At 66.9% G+C, this 20,258-nt stretch carries 19 protein-coding genes; 12 read left to right on the forward strand and 7 right to left on the reverse strand.

The genetic code is table 11. The features are described 5' to 3' along the window. The first annotated feature begins 36 nt into the window (after window positions 1-36). Window positions 37-717 (forward strand): hypothetical protein, encoded by a 681-nt coding sequence (locus tag NV401_RS17020; protein WP_261295647.1) that lies wholly within the window; start codon window positions 37-39, stop codon window positions 715-717. Between the two features lie 3 nt (window positions 718-720). Here the strand turns inward: NV401_RS17020 and NV401_RS17025 are convergent, their stop codons facing one another. After that, entirely contained in the window at window positions 721-3,363 is a 2,643-nt protein-coding gene (locus NV401_RS17025; protein ID WP_261295648.1) for a putative bifunctional diguanylate cyclase/phosphodiesterase, read from the reverse strand. Window positions 3,364-3,493: 130 nt separating this feature from the next. On the opposite strand from NV401_RS17025, the gene NV401_RS17030 reads away from it, so the two are divergent. Beyond that, window positions 3,494-5,017 (forward strand): fumarate hydratase, encoded by a 1,524-nt coding sequence (locus NV401_RS17030; protein ID WP_261295649.1) that lies wholly within the window; start codon window positions 3,494-3,496, stop codon window positions 5,015-5,017. Continuing rightward, the gene (locus NV401_RS17035; protein ID WP_261295650.1) at window positions 5,014-5,937 is read left to right on the forward strand and encodes a DMT family transporter; all 924 of its coding nucleotides are present in this window, start codon (window positions 5,014-5,016) and stop codon (window positions 5,935-5,937) included. Before NV401_RS17030 ends, NV401_RS17035 begins: the two co-directional genes overlap by 4 nt. Before the next feature lie 170 nt (window positions 5,938-6,107). Here NV401_RS17035 and rdgB read toward each other — a convergent pair whose 3' ends face one another. Both rdgB and rph read right to left on the reverse strand, forming a co-directional pair. Continuing rightward, window positions 6,108-6,737 (reverse strand): RdgB/HAM1 family non-canonical purine NTP pyrophosphatase, encoded by a 630-nt coding sequence (gene rdgB, locus NV401_RS17040; protein WP_261295651.1) that lies wholly within the window; start codon window positions 6,735-6,737, stop codon window positions 6,108-6,110. After that, window positions 6,734-7,450 (reverse strand): ribonuclease PH, encoded by a 717-nt coding sequence (rph, locus tag NV401_RS17045; protein WP_261295652.1) that lies wholly within the window; start codon window positions 7,448-7,450, stop codon window positions 6,734-6,736. The genes rdgB and rph overlap by 4 nt, the downstream gene beginning before the upstream one ends. A 100-nt stretch (window positions 7,451-7,550) precedes the next feature. Between rph and NV401_RS17050 the strand changes: the two genes are divergently transcribed. From NV401_RS17050 to NV401_RS17070, 5 genes are all read left to right on the forward strand, one after another. Beyond that, complete coding sequence (locus tag NV401_RS17050) at window positions 7,551-8,042, forward strand: DUF6438 domain-containing protein (protein ID WP_261295653.1); 492 nt, start codon at window positions 7,551-7,553, stop codon at window positions 8,040-8,042. Window positions 8,043-8,084: 42 nt separating this feature from the next. Continuing rightward, on the forward strand, window positions 8,085-9,134 hold the full coding sequence (hrcA, locus tag NV401_RS17055; protein WP_261295654.1) for a heat-inducible transcriptional repressor HrcA: 1,050 nt from the start codon (window positions 8,085-8,087) through the stop codon (window positions 9,132-9,134). A 25-nt stretch (window positions 9,135-9,159) separates the two neighbouring features. After that, window positions 9,160-9,708, forward strand: coding sequence for a nucleotide exchange factor GrpE (grpE, locus tag NV401_RS17060; protein ID WP_261295655.1), 549 nt, complete (start codon window positions 9,160-9,162; stop codon window positions 9,706-9,708). Window positions 9,709-9,726: 18 nt separating this feature from the next. Continuing rightward, window positions 9,727-10,287, forward strand: a complete 561-nt coding sequence (locus tag NV401_RS17065) for a hypothetical protein (protein WP_261295656.1) — start codon at window positions 9,727-9,729, stop codon at window positions 10,285-10,287. A gap of 159 nt (window positions 10,288-10,446) precedes the next feature. Next, window positions 10,447-11,658 carry a threonine synthase gene (locus tag NV401_RS17070; protein ID WP_261295707.1) on the forward strand — a complete coding sequence of 404 codons (1,212 nt, stop codon included), beginning with the start codon at window positions 10,447-10,449 and terminating at the stop codon, window positions 11,656-11,658. Window positions 11,659-11,692: 34 nt separating this feature from the next. On the opposite strand, the gene NV401_RS17075 is transcribed toward NV401_RS17070, so the two are convergent. The 3 genes from NV401_RS17075 to NV401_RS17085 all read right to left on the reverse strand — a co-directional run bounded on the left by NV401_RS17075 (window position 11,693) and on the right by NV401_RS17085 (window position 13,929). Further along, complete coding sequence (locus NV401_RS17075; protein ID WP_261295657.1) at window positions 11,693-12,859, reverse strand: indoleamine 2,3-dioxygenase; 1,167 nt, start codon at window positions 12,857-12,859, stop codon at window positions 11,693-11,695. A 105-nt stretch (window positions 12,860-12,964) separates the two neighbouring features. After that, window positions 12,965-13,426 carry a vgr related protein gene (locus NV401_RS17080; protein ID WP_261295658.1) on the reverse strand — a complete coding sequence of 154 codons (462 nt, stop codon included), beginning with the start codon at window positions 13,424-13,426 and terminating at the stop codon, window positions 12,965-12,967. Window positions 13,427-13,485: 59 nt separating this feature from the next. After that, the gene (locus NV401_RS17085) at window positions 13,486-13,929 is read right to left on the reverse strand and encodes a copper chaperone PCu(A)C (RefSeq protein ID WP_261295659.1); all 444 of its coding nucleotides are present in this window, start codon (window positions 13,927-13,929) and stop codon (window positions 13,486-13,488) included. 179 nt (window positions 13,930-14,108) lie between these two features. Here NV401_RS17085 and dnaK point away from each other — a divergent pair, with 179 nt between their 5' ends. Together dnaK and dnaJ are read left to right on the forward strand one after the other, a co-directional pair. Beyond that, the gene (dnaK, locus tag NV401_RS17090) at window positions 14,109-16,013 is read left to right on the forward strand and encodes a molecular chaperone DnaK (RefSeq protein WP_261295660.1); all 1,905 of its coding nucleotides are present in this window, start codon (window positions 14,109-14,111) and stop codon (window positions 16,011-16,013) included. 67 nt (window positions 16,014-16,080) lie between these two features. Next, window positions 16,081-17,193 carry a molecular chaperone DnaJ gene (dnaJ, locus tag NV401_RS17095; RefSeq protein WP_261295661.1) on the forward strand — a complete coding sequence of 371 codons (1,113 nt, stop codon included), beginning with the start codon at window positions 16,081-16,083 and terminating at the stop codon, window positions 17,191-17,193. Window positions 17,194-17,686: 493 nt separating this feature from the next. On the opposite strand, the gene purB is transcribed toward dnaJ, so the two are convergent. After that, window positions 17,687-19,000: an adenylosuccinate lyase gene (purB, locus tag NV401_RS17100; RefSeq protein ID WP_261295662.1), complete on the reverse strand. Its 1,314-nt coding sequence runs from the start codon at window positions 18,998-19,000 to the stop codon at window positions 17,687-17,689. A gap of 203 nt (window positions 19,001-19,203) precedes the next feature. Between purB and NV401_RS17105 the strand changes: the two genes are divergently transcribed. Together NV401_RS17105 and NV401_RS17110 are read left to right on the forward strand one after the other, a co-directional pair. Beyond that, window positions 19,204-19,716, forward strand: a complete 513-nt coding sequence (locus NV401_RS17105) for an EF-hand domain-containing protein (protein ID WP_261295663.1) — start codon at window positions 19,204-19,206, stop codon at window positions 19,714-19,716. 86 nt (window positions 19,717-19,802) lie between these two features. After that, entirely contained in the window at window positions 19,803-20,258 is a 456-nt protein-coding gene (locus tag NV401_RS17110; RefSeq protein WP_261295664.1) for a hypothetical protein, read from the forward strand.

The following is a 20,258-nucleotide window of genomic DNA, read 5'->3' on the forward strand; positions in this document are numbered from 1 at the left end:
TGAGGGGCCTCGCACCCGCCGACCGAAGGTATTGCAATGCGTCTGTTTTTCGCCCTCCCCTTGCTGCTGTGCGGCTGCGGCCAGCCGGCCGAGCGCACCGCTAACAGCGTCGATATCGACGCCGCCGCCGCTGCGGCGGAGGATAGCGTGGAGAATTATGCCGCCGGCGCCCCGGCCGCGGCGCCGGTCGCTCCGGCCCCCGTACCGACGCCCGTGCCCAGCCCCGCGCCGCAGCCGAGTCCGGTCGCCAGTCTCGCACCGCTCGATCCGCCGGCGCCCGGCACGCCCGGCGGCCTGCCCGACGATCGCACGCCGGTGTCCGAAGCGCCGTTCACCGCCGACAGCGCGCAGGGCGCCGCGAACGTCGTGCAGTCCTATTATGCGCTGCTCGGCGAGCGGAAATATGCCCGTGCCTGGGCGCTGTGGGGGCATGACGGCGCGGATTCGGGCATGTCGGCCAAGGCGTTCGCGGCGAGCTTCGACAAATTCTCCGAATATCACGCCAATGTCGGCGCGCCGGGGGAGATCGATGCCGGGATGAGCCAGCGCTGGGTGACCGTGCCGGTGCAGGTCTACGGCCGGCTCAAGACCGGCACGCCGGTCTATATGCTCGGCTCCGTCACGCTGCACCGCATCGTCGCCGGCGTCGGCGGGCCGAAATCGCAACAGCGCTGGCACATCCGCACGATCGACGTGAAGCCGCGCCCGAAGCGCTAGGGGTCAGGCCGATCGACGCGCGGGCAGCGCCACGGCGGCGAGTCGCTCGAGGTTGAAATGCTCGGCGAATTCGATTCCCGCCTTGCCGTCCTTCGCCCAGCGCAGCTTGGCCGGGAACATCTGATCCTCGATCAGCTCGATCAGGATGTCGATCCCGATCGCGGTCTCGTCGACGTCGATCCCGTCGATCATCGCGCCGGTCGCGGACATGTTGCGGATGCGGATCTCGCCGGTCACGTCGCCCGCGCTGATCCGCGCCTTGCGCAGCATCGTCTGGCGCTGCGAGCGGCTGACGCGGTAGCCGCTGGCGGTCGCCATCCCGTCCGCCGCGGCCAGCTGCCGCAGCACTTCGGCGGCGCGCGCCGGCTTGCCGTAGACATAGCCCTGGATGTGGCTGCACCCGAGATCGCGGATCAGCGCGATCTCGTCCTGCACCTCGACCCCCTCGGCGGTGGTCTCCATCCCCAGCGTGTCGGCCAGCGTGACGATCGCCTTGATGATCGCGGCGTTCCGATTGCCGGCGATCGCCGCGCCTTTGACGAAGCTCTGGTCGATCTTGATCTTGTCGAACGGCGCTTTCTTGAGATAGCCGAGCGAGGAATAGCCAGTGCCGAAATCGTCCAGCGCCAGCCGCACGCCCAGCCCCTTCAGCATCTTGAACATATGCTCGGACGACGCATTGTCGTTGAGGAACACGCCCTCGGTGATCTCCAGCTCGAGCCGCGCCGGGCGGATGCCGGATTTGGCCAGCGCGCTCGTCACCACGGTGGGCAGCGCGGGATTGGCGAACTGGATCGGCGAGACGTTGACCGCGACGCGCACGTCGTGCGGCCAGCCCGCCGCTTCCATGCATGCGGTGCGCAGCACCCATTCGCCGATCGCCTCGATCAGCCCGCATTCCTCGGCCACCGGAATGAACTCGGCGGGGGATACCGCGCCGCGCGTCGGATGGTCCCAGCGCAGCAATGCCTCGTAGCCGACGATGCGTTCGCTCTTGGTGCTGACCACCGGCTGATAGGCGACGTGGAACTGGTCCTGCGCCAATGCGGTGCGCAGATCGTCCTCGAGCTGCTTGCGGCTCCTCGCGCCGACCAGCAATTCGCTGCGGAAGAAGCGATGCACGCCGCGTCCGTCGGCCTTGGCGGCATAGAGCGCGAGATCGGCGTTGCGGATCAGCGTTTCGGCATCGCGGCCGTCGTCCGGCGCGATCGCGATGCCGGCCGAGCAGCCGATCGTGATCGACGATCCCTCGATGAAATAGGGCTGCGACAGCGCGGCGATGATCGTGCGCGCCAGTTCGCTCAGCCGGTCGCGATTGCCTTCGGTCGGCAGCACGATCTGGAATTCGTCGCCGCCCAGTCGCCCGACCAGCCCGGCCTCGCCAACGGCGCGGGTCAGCCGCTGTGCGACCTGCTTGAGCAACGTGTCGCCGACCTGATGGCCGAGTGTGTCGTTGACCGCCTTGAACCGATCGAGATCGAGCAGGAACAGCGCGCTGGTGCGCGCCGCGCCGCTCGACAACGTCAGCGTCTGATCAAGCGACATGCGCATGCGCTGGCGGTTGGCCAGCCCGGTCAGGCTGTCGAACAGCGCGAGCCGCGTGATCTCGGCATCGGCGCGGCGATTCTCGGTCAGATCGCTGCCGCTGCCGACGAAGCCCTGGAAGCGGCCGAGTTCGTCGCTGATCGGGCGGCCACTGATCGACCACCAGCGCTCGAGCTTGCCGTCGCTGGCCGGGCGCACGGAATAGTTGGAGAAAGCGGTGCGCGACGACAGGTGGAAGGCGAGCGTGCGCTCCGTTTCCGGGGCGGCGCTGTCGACGCGGAACAAGGCGGTCAGCGTGTTGCCGATCGCCGGCGCGTCCGCGGCGTCGAGTTCGTGCGCCACCTTGGGCGAGAGATAGGTCAGGCGGCCGTGGCTGTCGGTCTGCCAGAACCAGCCGGTGGTGCTCGCCTCATATTCCTCGACCAGCCGCGCGGTCACCCGGCCTTGCGTGTCGGCGGCCTCGCGCGTGTCGATTGCCGCGCGGTCGAGCCGCGCCATGCTGTAGGTGGCGATCGCGAGGCATAGCAGAAAGGTGAGCGCGATCAGCGCGGGAAGGCCGAGGCCGGTCTGAACGGTGATGCCGACGACCAGCGCGCCGGCAAACCCGATCGTCGCCGCGCGCACCGGATGCAGCACCACGGCGATGACGATGATCGCGCCGAAGATAGAAACAAAACCGGCGATATCCGCCGCGCTGACGACCAATTGCCCGCCGATGCCGAGCAGCGAAAACAGTGCAGCGGCGATGCAGCCGCCGAGCAACGTGACGGTGCGGACCTGCGCATGCGGCGTCACGCGCTGCGCCAGTGGCGAGCGAAGCAGCAGCAGGATGATCAACCCGGCGGTGATCAGCGCTCCGCCGCGAATCTGGATCGCCGGGTACAGATCGAACCGCCGCTGCGCCACCGCCGCGCCCCACAAGATCACCGGCGCGGTGAGCAGCGCGACCAGCGCGAACGGCCAGGCAGCGCTGAGTTGCGCGATCTGCTTGCGCAGGATCTGGCGCTGCCCGTCGCGATCTCCGGTGCCGAACATGAGATCGTCGCGGAAAGCGCCCGCGGTGGTCGACAGCGCGCGGAACGGGTGGAAGGAAACGGCCATGTCCTCTTATAGCGCGAGAAGATTGCCAAAATGGTTATGGGCCGGTGGACGGCGCATTTTTCGGCTCTTTTGGAAAGCGCGAAAAGGCGGTTATGGGGGACCGATCCCTTGCCCGTGAGACCGTTCCTCCATGACCATTATCATCCGCGAAGCCGATCTGATCGAGAGCGTCGCCGACGCGCTGCAATTCATCTCCTTCTACCACCCGATGGATTACATCCGCGCGCTGGGCGACGCCTATGACGCCGAGCAGGGGCCCGCCGCGAAGGACGCGATCGCGCAGATCCTGACCAATTCGCGGATGTGCGCGGAAGGGCATCGCCCGATCTGCCAGGATACCGGCATCGTCAACGTGTTCGTCAAATGGGGCATGGAGTGCCGCTTCGACGACACCAGCCGCTCGCTGCAGGAGATCGTCGACCAGGGTGTGCGGCTTGCCTATCTCAACCCCGAGAACAAGCTGCGCGCGTCGGTCTTGGCCGATCCCGCCTTCACGCGCCGCAACACCAAGGACAATACGCCGTGCGTGTTGCACGTCGAAATGGTGCCCGGTAACAAGGTCTCGGTCGATGTCGCGGCCAAGGGCGGCGGGTCGGAGAACAAGTCGAAGTTCAAGATGATGAACCCGAGCGATTCGATCGTCGACTGGGTGCTCGAGATGCTGCCGCAGATGGGCGCCGGCTGGTGCCCGCCGGGGATGCTCGGCATCGGCATCGGCGGGACGGCCGAACATTGCGTGCTGCTCGCGAAGCAGGCGCTGATGGAGCCGATCGACATGGGGCCCTTGAAGGCGCGCGGGCCGAAGAATGACATCGAGGCGCTGCGGATCGAGATCTTCGACAAGGTCAATGCGCTCGGCATCGGTGCGCAGGGGCTGGGCGGGCTGTCGACGATCCTCGACGTGAAGATCCTCGACGCGCCGTGCCATGCCGCGGGCAAGCCCGTCGCGATGATCCCCAATTGCGCCGCGACGCGCCACGCGCATTTCGTGCTCGACGGATCGGGGCCGAGCTTCCTCGAGGCGCCCAAGCTCGACGAATGGCCCAAGGTCGACTGGCAGCCCGACAGCGCGGCGATTCGCGTCGATCTCGACACGTTGACGCCCGACGTCGTGCAAGGCTGGAAGCAGGGCGACCGGCTGTTGCTCAACGGCAAGATGCTCACCGGGCGTGACGCCGCGCACAAGCGGATCAAGGACATGCTCGATGCCGGCGAGCCGCTGCCGGTCGAGTTCAGGGGCCGCGTTATCTACTATGTCGGGCCGGTCGATCCGGTCGGCGAGGAAGTGGTGGGGCCGGCCGGCCCGACGACGGCGACGCGGATGGACAAGTTCACGCGGATGATGCTCGATCAGGGCCTGCTCGCGATGGTCGGCAAGGCCGAGCGCGGGCCCGATGCGACCAGGGCGATCGCGCAAGGGAAAAGCGCCTATCTGATGGCGGTCGGCGGGGCGGCCTATCTCGTCGCGCGGGCGATCAAGGGATCGAAGGTCGTCGGCTTCGCGGATCTCGGGATGGAGGCGATCTACGAATTCGAGGTCGAGGATTTCCCCGTGACCGTCGCGGTCGATTCGACCGGTGCCAATGTGCACCAATTGGCGCCGCTGGTGTGGAAGGAGAAGATCGCGCGGGAGCGCCTGCTCGAGAAGGCATGATCGCCCTTCCGATCTGGCTCCCGGCGACTTTGTTCGCCGGGGCGCTGCAGGCGTGGCGGACGGCGGTGCAGCGGCGGGTGGGCAAGGCGCTGACGGTCAATGCCGCGGGGCTGGTGCGCTATCTCTACGGCCTGCCGTTCGCGCTGGCGCTGGCCGGCACCTACCAGTTCGTCGTCGCGCCGCAGCCGCTGCCCCATCTGACGCTGTGGTTCTTCGTCTTTGCCACCGCCGGCGGGGTGGCGCAGATCATCGCCACCAATCTGCTGCTGATGGCGTTCGAGGAGCGCAACTTCGTCGTCGGCACGGCCTATTCCAAGACCGAGGCGATGCAGAGCGCCTTGCTCTCCGTGCTGTTGCTCGGCGATCGGCTCGCGCCTTTGGTGTGGCTGGGCATTGCCAGCGGCGTGGCCGGGGTGATGATTCTGTCGACCGGCGGCAAACGGATGGGGCCGGGCGCATTGCTGCGCTCGCTCGGGCAACGCGCGGCGATCTACGGCATCGCCTCGGGCCTGTTCTTCGCGCTGACCACGATCGGCGTGCGCCGCGCGACGATGGAACTGGGCACGGGCGACGATCATGTCCGCGCCGGGCTGCTGACGCTCGCCGTCGTCGTCGCGCTGCAGACCGTGCTGCAGGGCGGCTATGTGTGGTGGCGCGAGCGCGATCAGGTGCCGCTCGTCTTCGCCAACTGGCGCGTCGCCGGGCAGGTCGGGCTGATGTCGTCGCTCGGCTCGGCCTGCTGGTTCACCGCCTTCGCCTCGGCGCCGGTCGCCTTGGTGCGGATTGTCGGGCAGGTCGAGATCGCCTTCACCATGGCGGTCGGCCATTTCTATCTCGGCGAGCGGATGCGCGCGAGCGAAGCCGTGGGGCTGCTGCTGGTCGGCATCGGCGTGGTGCTCGCGCTGGCGGGCGCGCTGTAGTCGGCGCCCGGCCGCGCGACCGGCGATGCGAAAGTCGCGAAAGTCGCACGCTCTCGTGCGCGTGCGCGCGCCTGCGCGGGAGGAATCAGGATAACGATATCAAAGAACCCGCCGACGATTTCAGGTGAAATCCAACATTTCAAGCCCTGGGCGCCGGCGCGCCCGTTAGTTTACAGGACCGCCGCGACCAATTGCTGGAACGCATCGGCGCGGTGGCTGATCGCGTGCTTGGCATCCGGGTCGATCTCGCCAAACGTCTGCGTGTCGCCATCGCGCACGAACATCGCGTCGTAGCCGAAGCCATTCTCGCCGCGCGGTGGCCAGACCAGCGTGCCATCGACCCGGCCTTCGAACCATTCGACATGCCCGTCGGGCCAGGCCAGCGCCAACGCACAGACGAAATGCGCGGCGCGGCTGACGTCCGGGCCCTGTTCGGCGAGATTGGATTCGACCGACTCCATCGCCAGCACGAAATTCTTCTCCGGTCCGCCCCAGCGCGCCGAAAAGATGCCGGGATCGCCGTTCAGCGCATCGACGCACAGGCCGCTATCGTCGGCCAAGGCAGGGAAGCCCGACAAATCGGCGGCGTACAGCGCCTTCAGCTCGGCATTGGCGACGAACGTCGTGCCGGTTTCCTCGGGCTCGGGCAGATCGAGCTCGGCGGCGGAGATCGGCTCGATCCCGTACGGGCCGAGCAAGGCGCGGATTTCGCGCACCTTGCCCTCGTTATGGCTGGCGATGACCAGCGTGCCGGGCTTCAGCTTGCGGATTGCCTGGGGCTGGTCACCTTCACCACTCATTTTGCCACTGCCTTTGCCTGTGCCGCGAAGATGTCCGCGCAGCCGATACGGGCCAAACGCAGCAGACGCAGCAAAGCTTCCTCATCATAGGTCGCGCCTTCGGCGGTGGCCTGTGCCTCGGCGATATTGCCGTTTTCGAGCAATACGAAATTGGCATCGGCGTCGGCGGTGGAATCTTCGTCATAATCGAGATCGAGCACCGGCGTGCCCTGATAGATGCCGCAGCTGATCGCGGCGACCTTCTGCGTCAGCGGATCGGCGCTGAGCTTGCCGCTTTCCAGCAGGCCGTCGATGGCGAGGCGCAGCGCCACCCAGGCGCCGGAGATCGAGGCGGTGCGCGTGCCGCCATCGGCCTGGATCACATCGCAATCGAGCACGATCTGGCGCTCGCCGAGCAGCTTCATGTCGGTCACGGCGCGCAAGGATCGGCCGATCAGGCGCTGGATTTCCTGCGTGCGGCCGGATTGCTTGCCCTTGGCCGCCTCGCGATTGTTGCGCGTGTTGGTGGCGCGCGGCAGCATGCCATATTCCGCCGTGACCCAGCCTTCGCCGCGCCCGCGCATGAACGGCGGGACCTTTTCCTCGACCGAGGCGGTGACCAGCACCTTGGTATCGCCGAAACCGATCAGGACCGAGCCCTCGGCATGTTTGGTGAAGCGCGGTTCGATCGTGATGCTGCGCATCTGATCGGGGGCGCGGCCGGATGGTCGCATTCAACTCTCCTCAAGGTTCGGTCAGGCAATTCTGGTCGCGCAGGCACCTAGACGGGTGCCGACGAACACGCCAGTGTCCAAGACAACAAGGAAAATGACAATGCGCCTTCCGGGAATGACGACCGCCGCGGCGGCACTGCTGCTGGCGGGGTGCGCGACGACGCCGTCTTCGCCCGCCGGATCCGTCGCGGCGGGCGGGCAGCTGACCTATCGCACGCTGCCGTGCCACGGTTTCTGCCCGGTCTATACGGTGCAGATCGATCGCAACGGGCAGGGCGTGTTCACCGGTGCCGAGCATAGCGCGGTGACGGGCGAGCGGCGCTTCACCGCCACGCCCGCGCAGACCGCCGAATTCTTCCGGCGGCTGCAGCCGTATCGCCCGGCGGGGGAGCTGGTGCTGGACGGGCAGGAGAAGTGCGCGAGCTATGCCACCGATCTGCCCGGCGCCGACGTGACCTGGACGGATGCCGGCGGCCGCGCGCACCTGACGTACAATTACGGCTGCGATCGCGAGAAGCACCGCGCGATGGCCGATGCCCTACGGTCCGCGCCCGACGCCCTGCCGATCGCCGATCTGATCGGCAAACGGTGAAAGAGCGTTGAGCAGCGGGCGGTGGCGCACCATATGAGCGGCATGACCGCGCCGCCGATCAGCGACCTCAACGACCGCGCCCGCGACGTGTTTCGCGTGGTGGTGGAAAGCTATCTCGATACCGGCGCGGCGACGGGATCGCGGACCATTGCGCTCAGATCGGGGCTCAACCTGTCGCCGGCCTCGATCCGCAACGTGATGCAGGATCTGGAGGAACTGGGGCTGATCGCCTCGCCGCATACCAGCGCCGGGCGGCTGCCGACCGAATCCGGCCTCAGGCTGTTCGTCGACGGAATGATGCAGGCGCTGGAGCCGAGCGCCGAGGAGCGGTCGGCGATCGAATCGCGGGTGAGCCAGCCGGGGCCGGTGGAAGCCGCGCTGGCCGCGACCACCGCCGCGCTTTCCGGCCTGTCCGCCTGCGCCGGGCTGGTGATGGTGCCGAAGCGCGAACTGGTATTGCGGCAGATGAGCTTCGTGCCGCTGTCGCACGACAAGGCACTGGCCGTGCTGGTCAGCGAAGAGGGCGCGGTGGAGAATCGCGTGATCGACCTGCCCGGCGGGGTCGATCCCTCGGCCCTGGTGCAGGCGGGCAATTACATGACGGCGATGCTGTCCGGCCTGACGCTGGGCGAGGCACGCGCCAAGATCGAGCGCGAGATCGGCGAGGAGCGCGCCTTGCTCGACGCGGTGTCGCGCGTGCTGATCGAGCGCGGGCTGGCGGTGTGGAGCGAGGACGGCGATCGCCGCCCGGTGCTGATCGTGCGCGGGCAGGGGCGGCTGATCGACGCGGCGGATGCCGCACAGCTCGAGCGGATCACCGACCTGCTCGACGATCTCGAGGGCAAGCAGGAGATCGCGACGCTGCTCGACAGCGCCAGCGCGGGGGATTCGACACGCATCTTCATCGGCGCCGAGAACAAATTGTTCTCGCTGTCCGGCTCGTCGGTGATCGCCAAACCGTTTCGCGGAAGGGACGGCCGCGTGGTCGGCGTGGTGGGGGTGATCGGCCCGACGCGGTTGAACTATGCGCGCGTCGTGCCCATGGTGGATTTCACTGCCGCGACGCTCGCCAGACTGATGGGCCGCGGCTGACCAATTTTGGGATTTCAGGAACGACATGACCGACGATACCGACAAGACCGCCGACGCCATCGACCTGCGCGAAGAGACTGCCGAAGCGGCCCCCGAACTGGCCGAGCACGACCGGGTCGGCGCGCTCGAGACGCAGCTCGCCGAGGCGAAATCGGCACTGCTCTATGCGCATGCCGAGCAGCAGAACGTGCGCCGCCGGGCCGAGAAGGAAGCGGCTGATGCGCGTGCCTATGCCGCGACCGCGTTTGCGCGCGACCTGCTGTCGGTGGCCGACAATCTCGCCCGCGGGCTGGAAGCGATTCCGGCCGAGCTGCGCGGCGACGAGAAGATGAAGGGCCTGGTCGCCGGGCTGGAAGCGACCGGCCGCGAGCTCGAATCGGTGTTCCAGCGCCACGGCATCACCAAGATGACGGTGATGGGCGAGGCGCTCGACCCCAACCGCCACCAGGCGATGTTCGAACTGCCGAGCGACGAGAAGCCGGGCACGGTCGTGCAGGAAATGCAGGCGGGGTACATGATCAAGGACCGGCTGTTGCGCCCGGCGCTGGTTGGCGTGGCCAAGAAGGCGGATTGATTCTATCGGGGAGCGGCGATGACGGCGACATATCGGCCTGAGTTCGAAGCCGCTCTCCGTACCTTTGCGCGGGCCAGCGCGATCATGGTTGCCCAAGGGTTCGAGGCGCCGATCCTGGTCGGCGGCGCTGCGGTTGAAATATTCACCGCGAGCGCCGTTGCCACAGGCGATCTGGACGTTGTTACCGCGCGCCAGGAACGGTTCGAAGCGGCCCTGCGCGAGCTGGGTTTCGTCAAACCGTCCGGGCCGGGCATGTCCACCCGCGGCTGGATTCACGCCGAGTTACAATTATCGTTCGAGGTCGTGTCGACGGTATTGCTTGACGGGCTGGCGGATCGCGATCGCGTGGTTACGCTGGATTTTGGCGCGGACGGCATGGTTCGGATCATTTCCGTCGAGGACATGATCGCCGACCGCATGGGCCAATTCGCATCGGGCACGGCACCCGAAATGCGGAAACAGGCGCGAGCCATGCTCGTTCTTCACAGCGACGTGGATCGGGCGTATCTGGCAGATCGCGTTATCGAGGAAACCGCTGGTGGCTATCGCATCGAAGACATCGAAACCGATCGCGTTTGAGGATTTCGCGGCTGACATGGCGCGGCGCAAGGCAGCGGTCGGCGACATCGATGTGCCGCGCAATGCGGGCAATCGCCGCACCGAAAGCAAGCGCGCGCTATTGAAGGCGCTAGGGGAAACGGGCGCGCGTTGGTAAATACGTCCGTGCTCAACGCCAACATCACGGTCGATCGGCCGAGCTTCGTCACGCATCTCGAATGTTCGCTGACCGGCGAGCGCTACGAGGCCGACCAACTGCACGGCCTGTCGCGCGCCGGGCGGCCGTTGCTGGTGCGCTACGATCTGGCGTCGATCAGGGCGTTCCTGCCCAAGGCGATGCTCGAGGCGCGCGAGACCGATCTGTGGCGCTGGCGCGAATTGCTGCCGGTGCGGCGGACCGCCGACATCGTCAGCCTGGGCGAGATCGAGACGCCGCTGATCCCGTTGACCAAGTCCGGCGGGCCCAATGTGCTGGTCAAGGACGAGGGGCGCTTGCCGACCGGCAGCTTCAAGGCGCGCGGGCTGGTCATGGCGGTGGCGATGGCCAAGGCGCTGGGCGTGACTAGGATCGCGATGCCGACCAACGGCAATGCCGGCGCGGCGCTTGCCGCTTATGCCACGCGCTGCGGGATCGAGACGATCGTGTTCTGCCCGGACGACACGCCCGAGATCAACGTGCGCGAGATCGCGCTGCAGGGCGCGCGGGTGTACCGCGTCAACGGGCTGATCGACGATTGCGGGGCGATCGTCGCCAAGGGCGCGGCGCAGGGGCTGTGGTTCGATTTCTCGACGCTGAAAGAGCCGTATCGGATCGAGGGCAAGAAGACGATGGGGCTGGAACTGGCGGCGCAGTTCAACTGGCGCCTGCCGCAGAACATCTTCTACCCGACCGGCGGCGGCACCGGCCTGATCGGCATGTGGAAGGCGTTCGACGAGCTGGAGGCGCTCGGCTGGATCGGGGCGGAGCGTCCGCGGATGTTCGCGGTGCAGGCCGCCGGCTGCGCGCCGATCGTGCGCGCCTATGAGGCGGGGCTCGACCATGCCGAGCGCTGGGAGGATGCCGCGACCGTCGCGGCGGGGATCCGCGTGCCGAAGGCGGTGGGCGATTTCCTGATCCTGCGCGCGGTGCGCGCGAGCGGCGGCAAGGCGATGGCGGTGGGCGATCCCGCGATCCTGAAGGCGGTCGACGATGCGGCCAAGCAGGACGGGCTGCTGCTCTGCCCCGAAGGCGGGGCGACGCTGGCGGCGTATCGCGAGGCGCTGCGGCTCGGCTGGATCGACGAGGAGGAAAGCAGCGTGCTGTTCAACTGCGCGACCGGGCTGAAATATCCGATGCCGGCGGCGTATAAGGTGGTCGACCGCTTCGCCGAGATCGACCTGGCTGCGCTGTGATCCTCGACGCCCCGGCGCAGGCCGGGGCGACGGTTCAGATCGTCTGCGCCCTGTTCTCGTCGCGGTGCTTCTTGAGATATTTCATGAACGGCGTGCCGCCGGTGCCGACATCGGGATCGTTGCCGGCCTCGGTGCTCGCCTGCTTGTTGATATAGCTGGCGGCATATTCGAGGTGGCGCGTGCGGAAGCGGGCGACCTGCTCGACACAGGCGTTGAACGCATCCTTCAATGACGAATGCTGACCGCGGGCGAACTCGCGCAGGTGGCTGGCGGCCTGCATGTCCTCGATGAAGGCGCGGTGCTTGAGCGGGCGATAGTGGTGCAGCTCAGCGAGAAATTCACGCAGTTCGTCATTGGTATGCTCGACCTGGTAGAGCGCATCCATCGCCGGCACGATCGAGCTTTGCGAGCCGGTCTGGCCGCGCAGCGCGCGCGGCTTGCCGCCGAACTTTGCGACGCCCTCGTAGATCAGGCCGTCGGGCAGCGCGGGATTGTTCTTCCAGCCGTTGATGTACGGGCGCACGCGGTTGAAATAGACGTACGGGTCGCACCGCTCGATCATGCGATCGAAGATCGCGTTGATGCGGTCCCACACCTGGTTCATCTCGATCAGCATCGTCTCGACGGCGGCGGCGTCACCGGCATCGGCGGCGCGGACCAGATCGACACCGAGCGCCAGCGCGCGCCCGGCCTCGGCCTCGATCGCGACATGGACGAGGACGAACCACGATTCGTCCTGCCCGCCGGCGAAATGCTGGTCCATCGCGATATTGCCGAGCGCGATCGGGCCGGACTTGTCGATCAGGAACCAATTGTCGAGCACATAGGCGGCATAGTTCATCACCGGCTCCAGCCCCATCGCGTCGCACAGGGCGACATAGGGAATGGCAAGGTTGGCGGGCAATGCGGCGGGCGCCGCCGACTCGCCCCACACATAGGCCTGGACGAGGAAGGAATAGCGCACCATCGCGACGTTGATCTGCTCCTCGCTGGCAGTTTCGAGAAAGGCCGGAACGTCGGGGATCGGCAGCGCATGCAACCAGTGGCGCAGCCGGCCGGTGGAGATCAGCGCTGGCAGCATCGCTGCGGCATCCTCGATCTCGTCGAACATCTCGGGCAGCGCGATCGCGTCGATTTCATGCTGCGACAGGTACCCGCGCTCGGCGGACAGGCCGTATTGGTGGAGATCGTGGAGAGGCATCAGCTGGTTCCCGCGAATTTGGTATCTTCTGATACCGTCCTAGGCGCTTTGCCGGGCAATGGGAACGGTGGCGCGCGACATGGCTGCTGGGCGGCAGAGGACGCGCTACGCGCGCGTGCCGAACGGCAGGATGCTCTCGTACCGCTCGAGCGATGGCGCGCCGCTGACGGGGCAGCCGCAGCGCAGCAGGAAGGCATGGCGGACAATCTCGGCCTGCTGCTCGATGCCGTAGCGGTTGAGCGGGAGGCCGGGGCGGATGGCATAATCGTAGCGGCAGAAGGGATGGCGCTTGAGCGGCAGCACGATGCCGCGCTGGTGCTGCCAGATATGCGTCATTTCGTGGATGAACAGGCCCTGGTCGGTAAGCGGCGCCGAAGCGAAATCGTCGCGATAGAGCGTGCCCTGCGGGTGGAAGTGGATGTTCCCGCGCGGCGCCATGACGGTGTCGCGCGGCTGGAAGAAGGCCCATTTCTTCTGGACAATGCGCACCGGGGCATAATCGATCGCGCCGCCGAACACGGAACGCGCGAGGCTGGTTTCGGCTGGGGTGAGCGAGCGGGTGGTCATGGTGTTGCGAGGCTACTCTCACGCAGTCGTCAGGCTGACGGGAGTGAGGGAAACGCCCCTCATTCCTTCGGCGGCGCGTCGCCGGCGGCGATGGCGATGGCCTTGCGTTCGAAGCGCACGCCGTTGCCGAACTGGAACACCAGCGGCACGATCGAGCCGCGCTTGATCCCCGGATTCATGTCGAACAGCATGACGTGGCGGCCGCCGGGGGCGAATTCGATCGTCGCGCCGGCCGGCACGGCGACCGAACCGATCGGCTTCATGCTCGCCATCGACCCGCTCTTCATGCTTTCGTGCATTTCCGCACGGATCGCGACGGTGCTGCCGACGCTGATCAACGTCGCGTCGGATTGCCCGCCATGCAGCGTGAAATAGGCCGCGGCCGGATTGCCCTTCACCGCGGCCAGCCGGACATAGCCGTGATCGGCATCGAGCGCGGGCGGGGGGCTGCACGCGCCCAACATCAGGCCGGGCAGCGCGAGCATGGGAAGAAGCACGGACATAACAAGACGCAAGGTGGGATTCTCCCGCTTCGGGATGGAACAAGCGACTCTAGGCACGGGCAAATCTTGCGGCAAGCGAAAGCCCCCCTATATCGCCTTCAGTGAGTGCCGCGGTGCCGATGAAAATTGGTTCCGCGGCCAATGGGCTTTTTTATCAAAGACGGGGACCTGACAGGACCATGGCTAAAGTAATCGGTATCGATCTCGGCACGACCAATTCCTGCGTTTCGGTGATGGAGGGCGGCAAGCCCAAGGTGATCGAGAATGTGGAAGGCGCGCGCACGACGCCGTCGATCGTTGCCTTCGCCAAGGACGGCGAGCGGCTGGTCGGCCAGCCGGCCAAGCGCCAGGCGGTGACCAATCCGGAAAACACGATCTTTGCGGTGAAGCGCCTGATCGGCCGCCGGTTCGACGATCCCGTGACCAAGAAGGACACGGAGCTGGTCCCGTACAAGATCGTCAAGGGCCAGAATGGCGATGCCTGGGTCGAGGCCGGCGGCAAGGATTACAGCCCGTCGCAGATCAGCGCGTTCACGCTGCAGAAGATGAAGGAAACCGCCGAGGCGTATCTCGGCGAGACCGTGACGCAGGCGGTGATCACCGTGCCGGCCTATTTCAACGACGCGCAGCGCCAGGCGACCAAGGATGCCGGGCAGATCGCCGGCCTCGAAGTGCTGCGCATCATCAATGAGCCGACCGCGGCGGCGCTGGCCTACGGCCTCGACAAGGACACCAACAAGACGATCGCGGTCTATGACTTGGGCGGCGGCACGTTCGACATCTCGATCCTCGAGATCGGCGACGGCGTGTTCGAAGTGAAGGCGACCAACGGCGACACGTTCCTGGGCGGCGAGGATTTCGACGACAAGATCCTGCGTTTCCTGGCCGACGACTTCAAGAAGGCCGAAGGCATCGACCTGACCAAGGACAAGCTCGCGCTGCAGCGCCTCAAGGAAGGCGCCGAAAAGGCCAAGATCGAGCTCAGCTCGGCCGCGACGACGGAGGTGAACCTGCCGTTCATCACCGCCGACCAGAACGGGCCGAAGCATCTCGTCAAGACGATCACGCGCGCCGATCTGGAGCGGATGGTCGAGGACCTGATCCAGCGCACGCTCGAGCCGTGCCGCAAGGCGCTCAAGGATGCCGGGCTGAAGGCCGATGCGATCAACGAGGTCGTGCTGGTCGGCGGCATGACGCGCATGCCCAAGGTGCGCCAGGTGGTGAAGGACTTCTTCGGCAAGGAGCCGCATTCGGGCGTCAACCCGGATGAGGTCGTGGCGATGGGCGCGGCGATCCAGGCCGGCGTGCTGCAGGGCGACGTCAAGGACGTGCTGCTGCTCGACGTGACCCCGCTGTCGCTCGGCATCGAGACGCTGGGTGGCGTGTTCACCCGCATGATCGATCGCAACACGACGATCCCGACCAAGAAGTCGCAGACCTATTCGACTGCGGACGACAACCAGGGCGCGGTCACCATCCGCGTGTTCCAGGGCGAGCGCGAAATGGCCGCGGACAACAAGATGCTCGGCCAGTTCGACCTGGTCGGCATTCCGCCGGCGCCGCGCGGCGTGCCGCAGATCGAGGTCACGTTCGACATCGACGCCAACGGCCTGGTCAACGTCTCGGCCAAGGACAAGGGCACTGGCAAGGAGCAGCAGATCCGCATCCAGGCATCGGGCGGCCTCAGCGAGAAGGACATCGACCAGATGGTCCGCGACGCCGAGCAGTTCGCCGAGGACGACAAGAAGCGTCGTGCCGCGGCCGAGGCCAAGAATAATGCCGAGAGCCTGGTCCATTCGACCGAGCGCCAGCTCGCCGAGCATGGCGACAAGATCGATGCCGGCCTGAAGGGCGAGATCGAGACCGCGATCGCCGCGACCAAGACCGCGGTCGAGGGTGGCGATCCGGAGGACATGAAGACCAAGTCGGAAGCGCTCGGCCAGGTGGCGATGAAGCTCGGCCAGGCGATCTACGAGAAGCAGGCGCAGGAGCAGGCGTCCCCTGCCGCGGACGATGCGGAAGCGCCGAAGGAAGACGTGGTCGACGCCGAATTCTCGGAAGTCGACGACAGCAACAAAGCGTAAGTCAGCACATGCGTGCCCCCCGTCACTCCGCGATCCGCTGGAGTGACGGGGCGGGCGGGGGCCAAGAATGACCACCGAAGTCGATTTTTACGAACTGCTCGAAGTCGAGCGGACCGCCGATGATGCGACGATCAAATCGTCGTATCGCAAGCTGGCGATGAAATTCCATCCCGACAAGAATGCCGGCTGCAAGGACAGCGAAGGCAAGTTCAAGGCGATCAGCGAGGCCTATGAATGCCTCAAGGATCCGCAGAAGCGCGCGGCCTATGACCGGTTCGGGCACGAGGCGTTCCGCAATGGCGGCGGCGGTGGCGGCGCGCAGGATTTTGGCGGCTTCAGCGACATTTTCGAGAATATCTTCGGCGAATTCATGGGCGGGCAGCGCGGCGCCCAGCGCGGCCCACGGCGTGGCGCGGATCTGCGCTACGACATGGAGATCACGCTGGAGGACGCGTTCCGCGGCAAATCGACCGACGTGACGGTCGACGTGTCGGCGGTGTGCGACACGTGCGACGGCAGCGGCGCGACGCCGGGCACCAGCGTCAAATCCTGCGCGACCTGCGCCGGGCACGGCAAGGTGCGCGCGCAGCAGGGCTTCTTCGTGGTCGAGCGTACCTGCCCGACCTGCCACGGCCAGGGCGAGGTGATCGCCGATCCGTGCCGCACCTGCCGCGGCGAGGGGCGTGTCGAAAAGACCAAGACGCTGACGGTGAACATTCCGCCCGGCGTGGACGAGGGCACGCGCGTGCGCCTGACCGGCGAGGGCGAGGCCGGTGCGCGCGGGGCACCGCCGGGGGATCTGTACATCTTCCTGCACGTCGCGCGGCATTCGATCTTCGAGCGCGAGGGCACGACGCTGTTCGCGCGCGCGCCGATCAGCTTCACCACCGCGTCGCTCGGCGGCGAGATCAGCATTCCCGGCGCCGATGGCGAACTGCACACGATCAAGATCCCGGCCGGGACGCAGAGCGGCCGCGAGCTGCGCCAGCGCGGTGCCGGCATGCCGGTGCTGCAGGGCCGCGGGCGCGGCGATCTGGTGGTGCGGATCGAGGTCGAGACACCGACCAAATTGTCGGCCAGGCAGAAGGAACTGCTCGAACAGTTCCGCGCGACCGAGAATGGCGACTGCAACCCGCAGACCACGGGCTTCTTCCACAAGGTGAAGAGCGCACTGGGGTAACGGGGCGGCTGCGTTCGCGTTACTGTCACCGCTACCCCCGGCGTTCGCCGGGGTGGCGGCTGGTGCGATGACGGCGCACGAGCGCGTTCAACAGAAGAGAATTTCGTGATCCCGCCGGCCTTGTCCGCCCCCATTCGCAGGGGGCGGGCTTGGCCGATGGATCAGGCGGCGAAAATCGCCCCGACCACCAGCGTCTGGGCCGCAAGCGCCAGCACAACGCTGACGACGGCTTCAAAACTACGCATGGTGAGGTCTCCGTGCCGGGAAATGCCGGCACCGGCCTATCTATAGATTGTTGCGTGCTGTCGCAATTTTGTAACAAGTCGTCGCAGATGCAGATTCTGCAATCGTGTGTTCAGCGGGGCGGGGCGGGGACCGATTGGTTGCTTCCAGCCGAGCGGGCGGGATGGCGGGCCGACACCGCGGTCGTTGCGTTGCCGGCCCGCCCCCTCCGTCGCGCTGCGCGCGCCACCCCCCGTGCCGGGGAGGATCTTTAGCTGCCGAACACGCGCGCGAAGATCGTGTCGACGTGCTTGAGATGGTAGCCGAGATCGAACTTGGACTCGATCTCCGCCGGCGACAGCGCGGCGGTGACTTCCGGATCGGCCTTGAGCAGTTCCAACAGCGAGAGTTCGCCGTCCGATTCCCACACCTGCATCGCGTTGCGCTGGACCAGGCGATACGAATCCTCGCGGCTGACGCCGGCCTGGGTGAGCGCGAGCAGCACGCGCTGCGAATGGACCAGGCCGCCCATCTTGTTGAGATTCTTCTCCATCCGCGCAGGGTACACGACGAGCTTGTCCATCACGCCGGTCAGCCGCTGCAGCGCGAAATCGAGCGTGATCGTGGCGTCGGGGCCGATATAGCGCTCGACCGAGGAATGGCTGATGTCGCGCTCGTGCCACAAGGCGACGTTCTCCAGTGCCGGGGTGACATAGCCGCGCACCATGCGGGCGAGGCCGGTGAGATTTTCGGTCAGCACCGGATTGCGCTTGTGCGGCATGGCCGACGAGCCCTTCTGCCCGGGCGAGAAATATTCCTCCGCCTCGAGCACTTCGGTACGCTGCAGGTGGCGCACTTCGGTGGCGAGCCGCTCGATCGAGCTGGCGATCACGCCCAGGGTGGCGAAGAACATCGCGTGGCGATCGCGCGGGATGACCTGGGTCGAGACCGGTTCGACGCCGAGCCCCAGTTTCTCGGCGACATGCGCCTCGACCATTGGATCGATATTGGCGAACGTGCCGACCGCGCCCGAGATCGCGCAGGTCGCAACGTCCGCACGCGCGGCGACGAGACGGGCGCGGTTGCGGGCGAATTCGGCATGCGCCTGCGCCATCTTCAGACCGAAGGTGACCGGCTCGGCATGGATGCCGTGGCTGCGCCCGATCGTCGGGGTCATCTTGTGTTCGCGCGCGCGGCGCTCGAGCACTACGAGCAGCGCATCGATATCGGCGATCAGCAGGTCGCTGGCCTGCGCCAGCTGCACCGCGAGCGCGGTATCGAGCACGTCCGAGCTGGTCATGCCCTGGTGCATGAAGCGCGCCTGATCGCCGACATTGTCCGCCACCCAGGTGAGAAAGGCGATTACGTCATGCTTGGTCACCGCCTCGATCGCGTCGATCGCGGCGACGTCGATCGTGGGATTTGTGTTCCACCACGCCCAGAGCGCCGCAGCGGCCTCCTTTGGCACGACGCCGAGATCGGCGAGCGCATCGGTGGCGTGCGCCTCGATCTCGAACCAGATGCGGAAGCGGTTTTCCGGCGTCCAGATCGCGGTCATGTCGGGGCGGGAATAGCGGGGGACCATAAGCTTGCCTTCGTAGCTGTACGCGGTTCGCCGCGCGGGATGAGCAGAGTCGGGATGGGGCGGGCGTTAGCAGGGACGGGCCGAGCCGCCAAATCCCGGCGGGGTGAACTATTCGTGTGCGAAACGGTTGGTCTGATGGGCTTGTCCGGCTGGTGCCCGAGCACCGCCGAAGCTCCGCCATATTCGATATACGGAGAGAAATGATGACGAAATATCTTCTTCTTGCCGGTGCGATGATGATCTCGGCCCCGGTACTGGCGCAGAGCCAGACGATGCCTGCGGCGCCCGCGTCGACGACGTCGGGTGCGCCCGCACAACCGGCGGCACCGGCCGCGCCGAACGCGATGACCAGGACGGAACTGCCGCCGAGCCAGCCGGCGATTGCGCAGGCCGCGCCGGTCGCCGATCCGGCGAGCGCGGCTCAGTCGCCGGTCGAGACCGCCGCGGCCGCCGCGCCGGCGACCAAGGAGGCGCAGGTCGCCGCGGTCGTGAACACTGAATTCCCGAGCTATGACAAGGACGGCAACGGCAAGCTCAGCAGCGCCGAATTCGGTGCCTGGATGGTCGCGCTGAAGACGGCGAGCGACCCCGCGACCAAGGCGGAAAGCGCCGCCACCAAGACGTGGATCGGGCAGGCGTTTGCCAGCGCCGACAGGGACAAGAGCAAGTCCCTGACCAAGACCGAGCTGACCGGCTTCCTGTCGCAAGCGGGCTGATTCACCGGCCGACAAAGATTATCGGGCCGCTGCACGTGGTGCGGCGGCCCTTGCTCTGATTGCCCGGCTCCGCCACAGCGCAGCTCATGCGCTGGCGCCTTCTCCCCGCCAATCTCTGGCCAAGACTGCAGCACTCGCTGCTGGTGACGGCGCTGCTGTGCGTGCTGCTCGCGCGCGCCGCGGTGCCGGCGGGCTGGATGCCGATGGCGAGCGCCGACGGCATCGTGCTGGCGCCCTGCTCGGGCATGGGCATGATGACCTTGCCCGGTGCGGAGATGCCCGCCGCCATGGACATGCCCGGCATGGGTGCGAGTGCTGCGCATCAGGGTGATCACGATACCGAGCGGCATCCCGATCCGGCCGGCGATCACCCCTGCGCCGGCGCGGGCGTATCGGTCGCGCTGGCCGCGCCGTTGCTCGATCTGTTCTCCGTACCGTCGATCGCGCCCGCCGCCGCGCCGGTCGCCCGGCTGACCCCGGCGATCGGCCGCGGACTGGCTGCGCCGCCACCGCCCGCCACCGGGCCGCCCGTCCTCGTCTGA

This window comes from Sphingomonas hylomeconis, from assembly GCF_025370105.1.
In the GTDB taxonomy this organism is placed as follows: Bacteria; Pseudomonadota; Alphaproteobacteria; order Sphingomonadales; family Sphingomonadaceae; genus Sphingomonas; species Sphingomonas hylomeconis.